Origin of the sequence: Faecalibacterium sp. 9 (assembly GCF_048320955.1) — a bacterium.
Taxonomy (GTDB): domain Bacteria; phylum Bacillota; class Clostridia; order Oscillospirales; family Ruminococcaceae; genus Faecalibacterium; species Faecalibacterium wellingii.
On sequence record NZ_JBLWGB010000002.1, the window covers coordinates 335,353 to 350,055 of the forward strand.

Sequence of the window (14,703 nt, forward strand, 5' to 3'; positions counted from 1 at the left end):
ATAGCTGAAGAAAAAGCAGCTCCGTGCGTAGTGCGGGGCTGCTTTTCTGTTATGCACAAAAAGGAATGATAGAAACTATGCAAAATGTCGGGGGGGGGGGTACACATTCAAGGAATCGACAACGGCATCACGGATGCTGCCATAGTCTACAAGGTATGGGTCCAGCTTTTGCAGCATAGTGAGAGAGATGGTCTTCTGAGGGCCGCACTGCTCGTCCAGAATATGAGTCGGTACGATGTAGAAATCCCATCCATCCAGTATCAGCGGGTCGGCACGCTCGCGCACGGTCTCCGTATAGAGGCAGAACACATACACGTCAGATTGCCGCTTAACCTCCTCGGCATAGCCGCTGATGGAGTCCCAAGCTCTCGTTGGCCGGATGCTGAACTGGATGCTGGACAGTCTTCCATCGCCCTGCCGCCATGCCTGAAGATATGCGCAACTCTTGACCTCGATGCGCACTTTATCGCGGGACTCGCCATTACATACCCAGTTGTAGGGGAAAGAGATGTCGTAGGGAGTCCAGTCATCGTTGGTCCCACTCAGATCAACACCCAGCGCGGCGGATACAATGAACTCGCAGTAGGAGCCTCGCAGGGTGTTGTTGAGCAGGTCTGAGGCGTTCCAGCGCCAGTAGTCGCTCAAGGATTTACCGATGGGCATATTATCAAAGACGATAAGTTCGTCCCCGGTACGTTGCTTCGTCATGATTTTCACCTCCTCGAAAAGTCAACCCGTATCAGCCTACGTCGGCTTTTTCCTCACGTTGCATGGAGGTGATGATGACCCGCTGCTCCGGGGTCATATAGCGGTCGAGCAGCGACCACAAAACCTGCCGGTCTGCGATGGACGCCTTCTCGTAGCAGGCGACTAAGATGTTGACATCGGGCGGCGTACGGCTTGCGGCGGGCAGATCGGCACCGACCAAAACGTCCAGCGTCACGCCCAGCACAGAGGCCAGCTCCACAGCGGTCTCGATGTTCGGCGTTCTATCGCCGGAAACATAACGTGAGATGGTAGTCTCCGTCGTGTTGATACGTTCTGCGACAGCACGCTGCGTGAGGCCGCGCTTGTCGATGAGTTCTTTGAACTGTTTGGCGAACATGGCTTTGCTGTACATAGTGATACCTCCCAATGTAGCTTACTTACCAAGTTTATAACATACTTGTCAAAGAGTAAACAAAACTTACCAAAATTATCATTTTAAGATTGACATATACCATATCGGTAAGCTATAATGAAGACACGGAAAGGGGGTGAGCGGATGAATAGCTCCAAGCTCAAGGGCATCCGGGTCGAGAAGGGAAAGACCCAGAAGAACATGGCCGAATTGATCGGCAAATCGCTTGTTACCTACTCCAAGAAGGAGCGCGGAGAAGTCGAGTTCTCCAATGAGGAAATGAGCACTGTCGCCAAAGCGCTTGACCTGACCAGCGATCAGGTCAACGCTATTTTTTTCGACGACAACTTACCGAAAGGGTAAGTATACGCATGGCGGTTTGCTGATGTCTAAAGTATAACGCATCAAGGGGGCAAAGAAAATGGGACGCGATGCCGCAAAAGCCTGTGAAAACCAGTGCTTCCGGTGTAGGAAAGAGGCCGCAAAGCACAACGATAAGCTCGGTAGCCGTGAAGGCGCTGCGGAACTGCTCGGAATCTCGGTTTCGAGCCTTGCGGATTACGAGCTGGGCAATACGAAGGTCATCCCGGTGGATAAGGCGGTGCTGATGGCAGACATCTACAATGCACCGGAGCTGATGGCGTGGTATTGCTCGTCGGAGTGCCTTATCGGAAAGAGCCTCGAAATGCCGTCCCCTGAAATTGCCTCGGTAGAGCGTACGACCATGAAGCTGCTGAAGCAGCTCCGGCAGGGTGACATCGAGCAGGTCAAAGAAAAGCTCATCGACATCACGGCAGATGGCATCATCTCCAAGGATGAGTGGGCAGACCTGACCGAAATCCTCGACTACCTCGACGGACTGATTCGGGCGGCGCGGGAACTGAAGCTCATTGGCTCCAAGCTCCTGAATGGAGGCGCAGACGATGGCTGACATCCAAACGCTGAAGAAGCTGCTGGCAGAAGAATATGGCATCACAACCGCAAGAGAACTCGACGAAGCCATGAAGAAAATCGGCGGATTGAATATCGGCGTGTTTGCATCGCCGGTAAGAAAGGATGGAACGAAACATGAAAAAGTACGCAGTATTGCACGAGCCGGGTGACATCGTTACGCTGGCCGGAACCAGATTTGTGGTGCTGGATGTTGAGCGTCGTGGTAGCCTGCCGGACAGCCTGTTCCTGCTGGCGCTGGAATCGGTTGGTGCTTCTGAATTTGGCAGCTCCAACAACTACGCAGAGAGCGACCTGAAGAAGGCCGTGGACAAGTGGTTGGAGGACATGGGCAAGAGGGGTCTCGACAACGCCAAGCTCATCCCCCGCGAGATCGACCTGACCACGCTGGACGGTTCCGGCTGCTATGGGAAGTTGTCGGTGAAGGCTGCGCCGCTCACGCTGGATGAAGCTCGCGAGTACGCTGACATCATCCCCAATGCGGAGCGGTGGTGCTGGCTGGCGACCGGTTGGAGCGGTCCCAGCAAGTCGGACGGTGATCTCGCCCTGTACGTCGACTCCAATGGCGACTGGAACCTCAACGGCTGCTCCAGCTCGAGCGGCATCCGCCCCGCTTTGAAGGCCCCCTCTATCCTCTTTGAGGACTCTGAGGCCGGTCTGGACTTGAGCAAGATTCCAACCGATGATCTGCTTCAGGAAATCCACCGCAGACTCGCGGAAAAGGCATGAGTGCCGATAAGCTGGCAGAAGCACGGCAGGCGGCGGAAACATCGCTGGGATTCAAAATCCCGGATGTGGTAGCCACCAGCGTTCTCTGGTATGCCCGGCGCAAATGTGAGCTGGCAGAGCAGCCGGAGAGCTACCTTCCGCTTCTGTACGAAACCGAGCTGACCGACTACTATATGCGGTTGGCAATCAACCTGAAGGGAGAAAAGCAACGTGAGCAACGAATGCGTGAAGCCCGAAATTCCGCAGTTCCCGGAATTGACATTTGAGGAAGAACGGCATCTCTACTACCTGAACGGGCTGGAAGTACCCAGCGTGACCACCCTGATGAAGCCGCTGTCCAGTGACTTCTACAGCACGGTGGACCCGGAGGTTCTGAACAAGGCCGCAAAGCGCGGCACGGCCATCCACAATGCGGTGGAGAACTACGCCAAGTTCGGCATTGAGGACATTCCGCCGGTGTATGCCGGGTATTTTGCCGGCTTCCGGGAGTGGTGGGATAGCCGCAAGCCGGAAGTTCTGGCGACCGAAACCAAGGTCTACCACAAAATCCTGCGGTATGCAGGCACGGTCGATCTGCTGTGCATCATCGACGGCAGGGTGACGCTGGTGGACTACAAGACATCGGCACAGGTGAACAGCAAGCTCTGCGCTGTGCAGCTTGAAGCCTATGACAGGGCATGGGAGAGCCACGACATCAAGGTCGATGACCGGCTGATTCTCCACCTGTCCAAGAAGGGCTATCAGGAAGTGCGCTTTCCCCGGAGCGGGAAGTGCTGGTCGGTGTTCTCGTCATTGATGACAATTAAGAACTACATGAACGAGTGATTTTTAGGAGGTTCGACAGATGGAAAAAGAAACTATGGTGGCAACCGTTCCGCAGGCCGAAATCGTTGATGAGCAGCAGCTCTCCCGCGATGTGACCGACATCGAGTTTCAGGCGGAGTCGCTGGTTATCCAGACCGATGAGGATTACGCCTTTGCCGGTGAGTTCGGCAAGATGCTGAAGAAAAAGGCGTCGCAGGTAACGACGTTCTTCAAGCCCATGAAAGACAGCGCCTATCAGGCCCACAAAGCGGTTTGCGACCGGGAAAAGGCCATGCTGACCCCGTTGCGCAACGCCGAGAAGACGGTCAAGCAGGTGATGAGCGCCTACATTGCAGAGCAGGAGCGTAAGCGCTGGGAAGCTGAAGAAGCTGCTCGACGGGCAGCGGAAGCTGAACGGGAGCGCAAGATTCAGGAAGCGGCTACGCTGGAAGCCGCCGGTGACGCAGATGGAGCGGAGGCCGCCTTTGAGGAAGCCGCCATCATGGATGATGCTGCAAGCTATGCGGTAGTGCCTGCCGCAGCCACCCCGAAGGTCTCCGGCGTCAGCACCTCGAAAGACTGGGAAATCGTCGAGATCGACCCCAAGGCGGTCCCGCTGGCAGTGGCGGGCATTGAGCTCCGCCCGGTCGATCAGGCCGCTGTTATGCGCCTCATCCGTGCCTCGAAGGGCCAGATCGAAATTCCCGGAATCACCTACCGTCAGGTCGCAAAAATGAGCTTCAGGGGGTAAAAGAATATGTCTACTGCTATGAGCAAAGCTGAGAGCAACGCTCTCGTTGTCAGCTACGATGTTCTTGGCACGCACGTTGAGCTGGATTTGGATTTCGTGAAGAAGTACCTCGTTCGCGGCAGGGCAGAACTGGTAAGCAATCAGGAACTCGTGTTCTTTATGAATACCTGCCGCCAACAGAAGCTCAACCCGCTGGTTCAGGGTGAGGTGTACCTCATCAAGTACAGCAAGGATGACCCGGCGCAGATGGTCGTTGGCAAGGATGCCTACCTCCGCAGAGCATTTGACCACCCGGACTACCTGTTCAAGAACGACGGCATCACGGTACAGCGTGGGAACGAGATTATCCAGAAAGAGGGATGCTGCCTCTATCCGGGTGAAACTCTGGTTGGCGGCTGGTGCCGCGTTACCTTCATGCGGAACGGCAAGGAACGCACTGCATTCAAGGAAGTTGCCTTTGCCGAGTACAACAAGGGGAAGGCAAACTGGAACTCCAAGCCTGCCACCATGATCAACAAGGTCGCTGTCAGCCAGTGCGTGAGGGACGCTTTCCCGAAGGACTATGAGGGTGTGTACTCCGAGGATGAGATGATTGCATCTGGTGCTATCCCGGTGGATTACAAGGAGCTGGATGACCAGAAGCCGGAAGAACAGCCGGCCGAGGAAGAAGACCCGGTCATCTCGCAGGAGCAGCGCCAGCAGCTTTTCAAGGCGGCGCAGGCAAACTTCGGCAAGGACAAAGGCAACGCCGTGGTTAAGTCCATCATCGAGGAGATGGGGCTGACCTCTACGACTGGCATGAAGATGTCCACCTACAACAAGGTGGTCGAGCGGCTGGTCGAGATCTGCACGGCCCACAAGGCGGAGTTGGAAGCTGAGGAAGGCACCAAAAATGACGGTGCGGCTGAAGAATAAAGCCACCGGCGGAAAAGGAAGGTGAGGGGATGCCGTGGATAAGCGTACATCAGGAGGTGGACGGTACGAAGCTCCGTAGATTATACCGTGCCATCGGGTGTTCCAAGTTTGAAGCCCTCGGCATCCTGAACTTCCTGTGGTTCTGGGGCATGAAGAACGCCGATGAGACCGGGCTGGTCAAGGATGCAGACCTCGAAGTCCTGAGCCGATACCTGTACGGCTGCGGCGAGGACTGCCAGCTCGACATGGGCAAAGTGGTGCAAGCCCTTGTGGACACCGGCTGGATTGATGTGGTGGCCGATGGCTTTTACATCCATGACTGGGACACATGGCAGGAACAGTGGTATAAGCTCCAGAAAAACCGCAGGCTGGATGCTGAACGAAAGCGGAAAGCCCGTCAGATAGAGCGAGAGGCCGCAAAGCCTACACCGAAGACCCCGGAGCCGGAACAGATGGAACCTCCTGTGGAACCAGAAGTCAAGCCGCCTGCAAAGCCGAAACCCGATAAAAAATCCTATGCGGAGTTCGTGAAGATGAGCGAAGCAAACTACGACAGGCTCGTGAAACTGTACGGCAAAGCCTTTGCGGATGCCTGCATTGTGGAGCTTGACAACTACAAGGGCGCACGGGGAAAGACCTACAAGGACGACTACCGCGCCATCCTCTGCTGGGTCGTAGACCGGGTCAAAGAAAAGAAACCGGGCCTGCTTCAGCAAAGCGTTAGCGAGGCAGCACCGGCTAAGGATAATCCGTTCAGAGAGTGGGGTGAGCAGAATGGGTGAATTTGACGGCCTGCTGCAAGGTGCTGTTCGTCAGGCGCAGGCGGCAAATCAGCCGGAGAACGGTGATTACTACGACGATGAAGGGTTCCTCGTCTGCGGGAACTGCCACACCCGTCGGCAGGTAGAAGTCAATATGCCCGACCTGAAAGCCGTTCCGTTCGACCCTAAAAAGAAAGTCCGGGTCAAAATGCCGGTGTCCTGCCGTTGCCGGGCAGAACGGCGGAAGCAGGAAGAGCAGATGCTCATGCAGGACCGGGAAATGCGGGCAGCGCAAACGCTTCAGCGGCAAAGCCTCATGGACGAACGCCTGCGGGACATCAGCTTTGACGGATTCCAGCAGACTAAGGATAACGCCTACAACCTGAAGCTCTGCCTGCGGTATGCGAAGCACTTCGATGAAATGCTGGCAAAGAATCAGGGGCTTTTGTTCTACGGCGGGGTCGGGACCGGGAAGACATTCGCAGCGGCCTGCATTGCAAACCATCTCCTGAGCCTGCGGGTCCCGGTGGTGATGACCTCGTTTGTGAAGCTGCTGGAAACCATGCAGGGATTCAGTGAGGATGACAGCACCCTGATTGCCCGGCTGAACAGGGCAAAGCTGCTCATCATTGATGATCTCGGCGCTGAACGCAGTACAGACTTTGCGCTGGAAAAGGTCTACGACATTGTGGACAGCCGGTACAGAGCCAAACTCCCCATCATCCTCACCACGAACCTGAGCATGACCGAAATGAAAGAATCTGCGGACATCCGCTACACCCGCATCTATGACCGTATCTTTGAAATGTGCTACCCGATGCAGTTCACAGGTCGGTCGTGGAGAAAGGCAGAAGCGGCCCGCAGATTTGACGAGATGAAGAACTTTTTGGAGGGAAACGATGGATAAAGTTATCATCGCAAGCGTTGAGGACCGGCTGACGGTAGCTGCCATCCTCGTAAAGAACGACTACACCGTCCGGCAGGGCAAACAGCTCCGTCCGGGCAAGAAAAGCTACGAATACTATCTGGAGTACACTCCGAACGACAAGCCGAAGCAGGCGGCAGGGAAATGAGGACGCAATTCTGCATCTACGGGGAGCCGCGAGGTAAGGAACGCCCGAAATTCTCAACCGTATGCGGCCATGTGACAGCCAGAACCCCGGAAAACACGGTTCTGTACGAAAACCTCGTAAAGACCGAGTACAGAATCCAATCCGGGGTTCGGTTTGCTGATGACGCCATGTTGAGCGTGAGGATTTTTGCGTTCCTCTCCGTTCCGAGGTCGGCCAGCCAGAAAAAACACCTTGCCATGATCGACCGCCTGATACGCCCGACACGAAAGCCTGATTTCGACAACATCGGCAAAGTCATCTGCGATGCCCTGAACGGCATTGCCTACCGCGATGATGCCCAGATCGTAGACGCACTGGTTCGGAAGTTCTACTCCGACACCCCGCGTGTTATCGTTGAAATCTCAGATATACCGTATGAACAGTAAAGGAGAAAGACTATGAGCGACAAAACGTATGTGCTGTCCCTGAGCGCGGACACCTTCAACGCCTTCAAGATGGACTTCGACAGCGCCCTCCAGCGCTTGCTTCAGAAGATGGACAGGCTCCAGAGCGACAGCGCCTCCATCAACTGCAAAATCAGCGTGGCACTGACCCCGGCTCCGGAACGGAACTTCGATGCAACGCGGGAGGGGGACACCGTGCAGGTGATGAAGCCCAGCTTCAGCCACGAGATCAGCACCGAAATCAAGGTCAAGGACAAAACGACCGGCAACCTCTCCGGCAACCGCAAGCTGGTGTGGGATGAGGAGCTGATGGAGTATGTGATGAAGGACATCGACGATGGGCAGACCTCGCTTTTCGACACGGCCCAGAGCCGCCAGAATGCTGCGCCCCCTGTGGAGCAGGAACCGCCCCAGCTCCCGGAAGGCATCGTGGATGTTGACTACACGGTCATCAGCGATGACAAGGGCTACATCCTGCGCAACCCCGATAAGTGCGGCATCAAGGACCAGTGGGGCATCCTCAAAGTCCTTGTGGGAGAGCGGATGACGGTGAGCCGGAGCGCAGGCCACTGCTATGCGGAGACCGCAGACGGCATCATCGCCCTCGGCTCTGCCTACCTCGCAGAAGACCCCCGCCATGTGGATGACAGTATTCTGGAGCCTCATCTGGCAGAGGAAATCGCCTGCAATGGCTTCGGCACGGTTCAGGTCGGCGACCATGAGGAGCCGGAAAAGATCGTGGTAGAATGTCTGGAATGCGGTGGCATCCTGCTGGAGGTGGAGAACCCCAACGCCCGGAAGGGTGATGCCGAATGAGGTACGGAACCTGTTTTCTGTGCGGAAAGACCGGTTGGCTGGAGGAGCACCACGTCTACCCGGGGCCGTTTCGGGATAAGTCCGAAAAGTATGGCCTGAAGGTGGGCCTGTGCGGCGAGAGCTGCCATCGGAACGGTCGGTATGCGGCGCACCAGTGCAGGGAAACCTCCGATGACCTGAAGCAGTTCTGGCAGATCAAGTACATGATGGCCCACAAAGCCAGCGTCGCAGACTTCCGGGCGGCATTCGGGAAGAACTATCTGGAACTCGACTACTACGATGATGAAAGGAGCTACCCTATGAACATTATTGCCATCAGCGGCCGCTTGACACGCGACCCCGAACTGCGCACCACTCCCAACGGAAAGCCCGTGGTGGAGTTCACGGTTGCGGTTGACCGGCCCGGCGTTAAGGACCAGACGGACTTTATCGACTGCGTGGCGTGGGAAAAGAAAGCTGAGTTTGTCGCCCGGTATTTCAAGCAGGGAAAGCGTATCGAGGCAAGCGGTGTCCTTACCACACGCACCTACGAGAAAAACGGGGTGAAGCGCAAGCGGACGGAGGTTCGCTGTGATCAGGTCTTCTTCGGCGAGTCCAAGAAAGATAGCGGCTCCACCCCGCAGGCAGCGCCGGAACCCACGAACGATGATTTCCGCCCGCTGCCAGATGATGATGACATCCCGTTCTGAGAAAGGAGAACACATGGAAGAAAATAAGAATCCCCTTATGGGCCACGTCGTAAAGGTCCCTGCACAGGTGTCCGGCATCCCTGACGGGGTGCAGATGACGGTGAACGCAGCCGTGACCACCTTTGCGGCGGTCGATGGCAAACCGGCTGGCATCGAAAGCATGGGTACGGCAGAATGCAATATGCTTGCCAGCTATACGCGGGGAACGGTCTCGTTCTCTGTCCACGGGGAAAAGCCCGTTATGGTGAGCGTCCGTCTGGATGAGTTGATGAGACTCTTGCAGGCGGCTGCTGCTGTATGTCACCATGAGCAGGAAGACAAGAAGAATGCTGAGGAGGAAAAGGCATGAGAAAGCTGTTTACGTCTGAGTCTGTGACCGAGGGTCATCCCGACAAGGTGTGCGACCGTATCTCTGATGCGGTGCTGGATGCAGTGCTGGCGAAGGACTCGGAGGGCCGGGTGGCCTGTGAGACCTGCTGCACCACCGACACGGTGTTCATCGCAGGCGAGATCACGAGCAAGGTCGATGTGGATATTGAGGGCATTGCCCGGCGGGTCCTGCGTGACATCGGCTACACCGGCGGGGCATCTGGCTTTGATGCCGACACCTGCAAGGTCATGGTGTCCGTCCACAAGCAGTCCCCTGATATTGCAATGGGAACCAGCGACATGGTCGGTGGCGCAGGCGATCAGGGCATGATGTTCGGCTACGCCTGCAACGAAACCCCGGAGCTGATGCCCCTGCCCATCATGCTTGCACACAAGATGGCCTACAAGCTCGCCCAGACCCGCAAAGACGGAACCATCCCCTTTATCCTGCCGGATGGCAAAACGCAGGTAACGGTGGAATATGAGGGGGATGGGAAGCCCCAGCGTATCGACACCATCGTCATCTCCACCCAGCACACGGACGGAAGCCTCCCTATGCTGATGCACCCGCTGGTGGAAAATGTCATCACGCCTGTTTTGCAGGAAGCCCGTCAGCACCTCCCGTGGCTCGACATCGACACCTACGACCTGTACATCAATCCTACCGGGCGTTTTGTGCAGGGTGGCCCTGCGGCAGACACCGGCTTGACCGGGCGGAAGATTATCGTGGACACCTATGGCGGTTATGCTCCCCACGGCGGCGGGGCATTCTCTGGCAAAGACCCCACAAAGGTTGACCGCAGTGCAGCATACATGGCTCGGCATATTGCAAAGAACGTCGTGGCATCGGGTCTGTGCGACAAGTGTCAGGTCCAGTTGGCCTATGCAATCGGCATGGCGCTCCCGGTATCCCTGCGCATCGACACGTTCGGGGCCAATGTGGATGAGGAAAAGCTCTGCAATGCAGTAGATCGCTGCTTTGAACTGACCCCGCTGGGAATCATTGATGCCCTGAACCTGCGCCTGCCTATCTATGAACAGACATCCGCCTACGGCCACTTCGGCAATGTAACGGGCGGCAATTTCACATGGGAGAGCACCCACAAAGCGGGGCTCCTGCGCAGAACGTATAACACGCTGTAAGAAACCGGGCAAGACTCTTTCCCCGTGGGCGGGGAAGGGGGCGAAGCCCATGATGGGAGGTTTAGACATGGCACAGGAAGACAAGAACGTCACAATTCCCCCGGAAATGATGCAGGAGATCGTACGGGTGGCATCGGAAACAGCCATTGAAAAGTTCCAGCACGAAGCGGAGCGGAACCGAAAGGCCGTCAAGGACAAGCGCCTGCATAATACCAAGCTGCTGCTTCAGAACTACCACTGCTTTGTAGAGCATAGCAAGAGTGCCGTGTATGAAGCCAGCCAGCTCTCCGAGGATGATGACTTCGAGGAGTTGATGGAGGAGCTGATGAGTCAGAGCGACGGCAGGGTGAGGGTCCCGGTGGTGAGGAGCATTCAGGAGAGTGCTGCCCACACCCGCATCATCGTGCAGCACATCGACCGTATGCTGGAATACTACAAGTTCCGCTGTGAGCATTCCAAGCGTGCGGAGGAAATGCGTCGGTATCGGACGATTTACGACCTCTACATTGCCCCTGAACCCAAGACTCAGCAGCAGATCGCCGATGAAGAACACGTCGATTTGTCAACCGTGTTCCGCGACCAGAAGGCGGGCATTTCCAAGTTGAGCGCCCTGATTTTTGGATGGTTGGACTAAAATTTTGGCAAAGTTGCAAAAAAGTTGCTATTGCAGTGCAATTACCACTGTGGTAAGATACGAAGCGTGAACCGATGTGTCACCCCGGAAAAACCGCGAGTGGCACATCCGGCCTCGTATCAAGCTGCGAAGCCAAAATATTTCGCTCCGAATGCAAAACCGATTGACTCCGGTGGGTAAAGGGTTAGAATGAAGATAGGCCCAAAATCTTACCGAAAAGGTCAGGAGGTACGACAGATGGAACGAAAATCCGATAAAGTCAGACGTCTGGTTGCAGACGGCGACTTCAAAGGGGCTTTGCGGATTGCAAAGGACTTCAGGCTCGGCATCACGAAGGAGCAGTCCTCCACGATGACAAGAGCGTATGAGTGCATGGTCCACGGCAGATTCTACAAGCAGCTCGGCTATGATCTCGATGAGAAGATAGCTGAGGGTGTGAAGATTCTGGTGGGCTTGTACGGAAGGAGCGAGGCACATGATTTACACCAGCCGGTACAGTAACCCGGAACTCAAGACCGGGAACTACACAGTCGTTGGGATAACGCGGGGAGCGCCTAAGTTCCCCCTTCGGTATACGCTTGCAGGCAACATCATGGAGATCGCGCCGCCGGGTTATCTGTTCAACGAATACAACCGGGAGCGGTTCACGCCGCCCTACTTCCAGCACATGGACAGAGTAGGGACGGCGCGGATTGCTCAGATTCTCCAGCATTATGAGGACATGGGCAAGCCCGTGGTGCTTTGTTGCTACGAAGATGTCCGAAAGCCCGGAGAGTGGTGTCATAGACTGGTGTTCGCAGAATGGTGGCTCCAAAGAACAGGAGAAATGATCGAGGAGCTGCCCGACCCGTCACCAAACAAGTGGGCGAAACAGCCTGAACCGCAGAAAGCGGTTGAGCCTGATGCAGTCCAGATGAAAATGTGGTAATACCCGCCGATAGCTCAGAAAGTAGAGCACCTGACTCTTAATCAGGGGGTCGCACGGTTCAATCCCTGCTCGGCGGACCAACCATAGGGAGTCATGTTGGAAACAGCATGGCTCCCATTTTTTATGCCTACGAACAAGGGCTTTCCAGACGCTCACGTCTTTGGAAACAACCCACCCTCTGGAAAGCAACTGCTCCAGTCGAAACCAGAGGGGCAAATTTGAAAGAAAGGTCGGTGATATGAATGGCAAAGTTCCAGAACCCCGGAGCGTTCTTCCTCGGAACTCTGGTTGCTCAGGAGCAGAAGTTCCTGAAGCCGCTGATTGAAAATGCCCGCAAGCAGGGGTACACCCGGTTCGTTGAGCCGTGCGCCGGCGCTTTCGCCATGTCGCACATCGCGGCGCAGTGTGGGTACAAGCCCAGCGAGATTGAGGCCAGCGACGTTTCGATGTTCACCTCCATCATGGGATATGCTATCACGGGCCAGTCCCTTGAGGAGCTGGAAATCAGAGCGGATGGCTTCACGAATGAGGAACTGCTCGACCCTGCGGTTGCCCTCTATGCCCAGTTGTACCTGCGAACCGTAAAGAACGCCGGGAAGGAATACTTCTACGGCATCATGCGCGATCTGGAATACCGCAAGGAGGAACATCTGGCGGAAATCCGTGCACAGCTCGACAGGGCCAAGCAGTCCTTGCATGGGATGAGCTACCGCCCACTGGATATGTGGAAGCACCTTGAAACGTGCTATGATGACCCCCACTGTCTTGTGGTCGCAAACCCGCCCACCTATGCCGCTGGCTTCGAGAAGTGGTATGACACCGGCGGGCGCATGACGTGGAAAGAACCTGAGTACGGCATCTTTGACCCGAAGACCGGGCTGACTGAGCTGTACGACAAGATGAACGATGCCAAGTGCCTTCTGATGTGCTACGAGGAGAACGCCCCGGGCCTCACTGCCGGGCATCCTGTCTTTGCCCGGTATGGTGTGCGTGACGGCATCAACGTGTACCTGACTACCAACCGCCCGGATGAGGCGACCATGCTTGCCGAGGGTAAAATGATTACCCGCCCGAACGAGGGCAAGCTGGAGCCGCTGGATTGCAGCATCCTGCCGCGTGATTATGAAATCACCCGCAAGAGCAAGATTCAGATTACTCAGATCGAGCGCACCGCCGCCCAGTATTACAGAAAGCTCTGGACGCACAACTTTGTCGGTTCGTCTGCGCCTATCAACATGGCCGTCCTCATCGACGGCAAACTGGCTGGCGTGTTCGGGCTGGATAAGTCAGCGCTCACGATGGGAGCCTTCGGTACGCAGGTTTCCGATGCTGTGTTCCTCATGTACGGCATGACCGTTCCCCATAAGACCTACCGGCTGGGGCGGCTTCTGACCATGCTGGCACAGAACAGGCCGCTGATTATGAACATCTGCACGGATTTGGAGAAGGAAAAGGCCAAGTCCCTCAAGACGGTGCAGATGACCAAGTACCCGGAGGCCAAGGAAATGCGGGGGCTGATGGAGTTGACCAAGAAAGTCCCAGATAAGAAGATGGGCTACCGGCTCACATACGAGTCGCCTTTGTACGACAGAAACGCCAAACAGGCATTGAATGAATGGTTAGGGAGGGAAGAACGATGGCAGAAACAGCGCGAGAAAACCAAGTCAGCAGCGCAGCCGTAAAGTATGAAACGGTCGCCGACATGGGTTCCGGTCTGGTCATTGCCAAAGTAAAGCTGACCGACTTCCGCGAGCAGGACATCAACGCTCGCATTATGAAGACCGAGATGCAGAAGCAGCTTACCGACAACATCAAAAAGCGGGGCCAGCTTGAAAGCCTCCCGTTCTGCGCACTCATCGACGGTAAGATCGAGATTATCTCCGGCCACCACCGCATCCGTTCTGCAAAGGACAGCGGTGTGCTGACGGAGCTTTTTGTCATTCTGGACACCACCGGCCTGCGGCGCTCTCAGGTGGCCGCAAAGCAGTTGGCGCACAACGCCATCAGCGGCTTTGATGACCAGTCCACCCTGAAGGAAATCGCCAAGATGATCGACGATGTGGACGATATGCTGGAAAGCTACATTGGCAAGGACATCATCGGCGAGCCTATGGCCGAGCTTGAGAAGCTGCTGTCCCCGAAGGTGGAGTTCGACTGGAAGAACGTCACGTTCACTTTCCTGCCGCACCAGCTCCGCGATCTGGACCAGCTTGTGAAGGTTCTGGGTTCCCTCAGCCCCGATATGCTGGGCGTTGCCGATATTGACCAGCACGAGGAATTCATCGAAACCATCACGAAGTACCAGCAGTTTGCCAACGTCAAGAACACCGGCGCTGCCATCCACGCCATGATTAAGGCCACCGAGTCCCTGTTCGATGACCTGCACTTCGATGAAAGTCAGGAGTGGGTGCAGTTGCCCAACCTGTTCGGCTCTCCGGCCATCCCCAAAGAGGCTGCTGATACCATCACGCAGGCGCTCGACAAGATGGTCAAGGAGGGCGAGATTGGCCCGAAGAACAAGTGGCAGGCCCTTGAATACTGGGCTGCGGATTATCTGGCAGGGAAGTAGGTGATAGC

Annotated in this window: 23 protein-coding genes and 1 tRNA gene; 22 read left to right on the plus strand and 2 right to left on the minus strand. The window is 56.0% G+C overall.

Features of this window, described 5'->3' with window-relative positions:
- Positions 1 to 75: 75 nt before the first annotated feature.
- Complete coding sequence (locus ACKXF9_RS10130; protein WP_418266091.1) at positions 76 to 708, minus strand: hypothetical protein; 633 nt, start codon at positions 706 to 708, stop codon at positions 76 to 78.
- 31 nt (positions 709 to 739) lie between these two features.
- Complete coding sequence (locus tag ACKXF9_RS10135; RefSeq protein ID WP_418266092.1) at positions 740 to 1,120, minus strand: helix-turn-helix domain-containing protein; 381 nt, start codon at positions 1,118 to 1,120, stop codon at positions 740 to 742.
- 144 nt (positions 1,121 to 1,264) lie between these two features.
- Between ACKXF9_RS10135 and ACKXF9_RS10140 the strand changes: the two genes are divergently transcribed.
- From ACKXF9_RS10140 to ACKXF9_RS10245, 22 genes are all read left to right on the plus strand, one after another.
- The gene (locus tag ACKXF9_RS10140) at positions 1,265 to 1,483 is read left to right on the plus strand and encodes a helix-turn-helix transcriptional regulator (protein ID WP_418266093.1); all 219 of its coding nucleotides are present in this window, start codon (positions 1,265 to 1,267) and stop codon (positions 1,481 to 1,483) included.
- Positions 1,484 to 1,541: 58 nt separating this feature from the next.
- A complete protein-coding gene (locus tag ACKXF9_RS10145) occupies positions 1,542 to 2,051 on the plus strand; it encodes a helix-turn-helix domain-containing protein (RefSeq protein WP_418266094.1) in 510 nt (169 codons plus the stop codon).
- The gene (locus ACKXF9_RS10150; RefSeq protein ID WP_154276211.1) at positions 2,044 to 2,223 is read left to right on the plus strand and encodes a hypothetical protein; all 180 of its coding nucleotides are present in this window, start codon (positions 2,044 to 2,046) and stop codon (positions 2,221 to 2,223) included. Before ACKXF9_RS10145 ends, ACKXF9_RS10150 begins: the two co-directional genes overlap by 8 nt.
- Positions 2,189 to 2,800, plus strand: coding sequence for a hypothetical protein (locus ACKXF9_RS10155; protein WP_418266095.1), 612 nt, complete (start codon positions 2,189 to 2,191; stop codon positions 2,798 to 2,800). Before ACKXF9_RS10150 ends, ACKXF9_RS10155 begins: the two co-directional genes overlap by 35 nt.
- Positions 2,797 to 3,066 carry a hypothetical protein gene (locus ACKXF9_RS10160; protein WP_097780249.1) on the plus strand — a complete coding sequence of 90 codons (270 nt, stop codon included), beginning with the start codon at positions 2,797 to 2,799 and terminating at the stop codon, positions 3,064 to 3,066. Before ACKXF9_RS10155 ends, ACKXF9_RS10160 begins: the two co-directional genes overlap by 4 nt.
- Positions 3,011 to 3,625: a hypothetical protein gene (locus ACKXF9_RS10165; protein ID WP_154276209.1), complete on the plus strand. Its 615-nt coding sequence runs from the start codon at positions 3,011 to 3,013 to the stop codon at positions 3,623 to 3,625. Before ACKXF9_RS10160 ends, ACKXF9_RS10165 begins: the two co-directional genes overlap by 56 nt.
- A gap of 19 nt (positions 3,626 to 3,644) precedes the next feature.
- A complete protein-coding gene (locus ACKXF9_RS10170; RefSeq protein WP_418266096.1) occupies positions 3,645 to 4,355 on the plus strand; it encodes a hypothetical protein in 711 nt (236 codons plus the stop codon).
- Positions 4,356 to 4,361: 6 nt separating this feature from the next.
- Positions 4,362 to 5,270, plus strand: a complete 909-nt coding sequence (bet, locus tag ACKXF9_RS10175; protein ID WP_418266097.1) for a phage recombination protein Bet — start codon at positions 4,362 to 4,364, stop codon at positions 5,268 to 5,270.
- Positions 5,271 to 5,299: 29 nt separating this feature from the next.
- Positions 5,300 to 6,052, plus strand: coding sequence for a hypothetical protein (locus ACKXF9_RS10180; RefSeq protein WP_418266098.1), 753 nt, complete (start codon positions 5,300 to 5,302; stop codon positions 6,050 to 6,052).
- Positions 6,045 to 6,938, plus strand: a complete 894-nt coding sequence (locus ACKXF9_RS10185; RefSeq protein ID WP_097780254.1) for an ATP-binding protein — start codon at positions 6,045 to 6,047, stop codon at positions 6,936 to 6,938. Before ACKXF9_RS10180 ends, ACKXF9_RS10185 begins: the two co-directional genes overlap by 8 nt.
- The gene (locus ACKXF9_RS10190; RefSeq protein ID WP_418266099.1) at positions 6,931 to 7,104 is read left to right on the plus strand and encodes a hypothetical protein; all 174 of its coding nucleotides are present in this window, start codon (positions 6,931 to 6,933) and stop codon (positions 7,102 to 7,104) included. The genes ACKXF9_RS10185 and ACKXF9_RS10190 overlap by 8 nt, the downstream gene beginning before the upstream one ends.
- Positions 7,101 to 7,529, plus strand: a complete 429-nt coding sequence (locus ACKXF9_RS10195; protein ID WP_118527202.1) for a RusA family crossover junction endodeoxyribonuclease — start codon at positions 7,101 to 7,103, stop codon at positions 7,527 to 7,529. Before ACKXF9_RS10190 ends, ACKXF9_RS10195 begins: the two co-directional genes overlap by 4 nt.
- A gap of 12 nt (positions 7,530 to 7,541) precedes the next feature.
- The gene (locus tag ACKXF9_RS10200; protein ID WP_418266100.1) at positions 7,542 to 8,363 is read left to right on the plus strand and encodes a hypothetical protein; all 822 of its coding nucleotides are present in this window, start codon (positions 7,542 to 7,544) and stop codon (positions 8,361 to 8,363) included.
- A complete protein-coding gene (locus ACKXF9_RS10205) occupies positions 8,360 to 9,052 on the plus strand; it encodes a single-stranded DNA-binding protein (protein WP_418266101.1) in 693 nt (230 codons plus the stop codon). The genes ACKXF9_RS10200 and ACKXF9_RS10205 overlap by 4 nt, the downstream gene beginning before the upstream one ends.
- A 13-nt stretch (positions 9,053 to 9,065) precedes the next feature.
- Positions 9,066 to 9,401 carry a hypothetical protein gene (locus tag ACKXF9_RS10210; RefSeq protein ID WP_118527198.1) on the plus strand — a complete coding sequence of 112 codons (336 nt, stop codon included), beginning with the start codon at positions 9,066 to 9,068 and terminating at the stop codon, positions 9,399 to 9,401.
- Entirely contained in the window at positions 9,398 to 10,564 is a 1,167-nt protein-coding gene (gene metK / locus ACKXF9_RS10215) for a methionine adenosyltransferase (protein ID WP_418266102.1), read from the plus strand. Before ACKXF9_RS10210 ends, metK begins: the two co-directional genes overlap by 4 nt.
- A gap of 67 nt (positions 10,565 to 10,631) precedes the next feature.
- Entirely contained in the window at positions 10,632 to 11,198 is a 567-nt protein-coding gene (locus ACKXF9_RS10220; RefSeq protein WP_118527194.1) for a hypothetical protein, read from the plus strand.
- Between the two features lie 237 nt (positions 11,199 to 11,435).
- On the plus strand, positions 11,436 to 11,699 hold the full coding sequence (locus ACKXF9_RS10225) for a hypothetical protein (RefSeq protein WP_097780260.1): 264 nt from the start codon (positions 11,436 to 11,438) through the stop codon (positions 11,697 to 11,699).
- Entirely contained in the window at positions 11,674 to 12,126 is a 453-nt protein-coding gene (locus ACKXF9_RS10230; protein WP_097780261.1) for a hypothetical protein, read from the plus strand. Before ACKXF9_RS10225 ends, ACKXF9_RS10230 begins: the two co-directional genes overlap by 26 nt.
- Before the next feature lie 3 nt (positions 12,127 to 12,129).
- Positions 12,130 to 12,206 (plus strand) — tRNA-Lys (locus ACKXF9_RS10235).
- Positions 12,207 to 12,368: 162 nt separating this feature from the next.
- Complete coding sequence (locus ACKXF9_RS10240; protein WP_154276200.1) at positions 12,369 to 13,808, plus strand: hypothetical protein; 1,440 nt, start codon at positions 12,369 to 12,371, stop codon at positions 13,806 to 13,808.
- Positions 13,763 to 14,695, plus strand: a complete 933-nt coding sequence (locus tag ACKXF9_RS10245; protein WP_418266103.1) for a ParB N-terminal domain-containing protein — start codon at positions 13,763 to 13,765, stop codon at positions 14,693 to 14,695. The genes ACKXF9_RS10240 and ACKXF9_RS10245 overlap by 46 nt, the downstream gene beginning before the upstream one ends.
- The last annotated feature ends 8 nt before the right edge of the window (positions 14,696 to 14,703 follow it).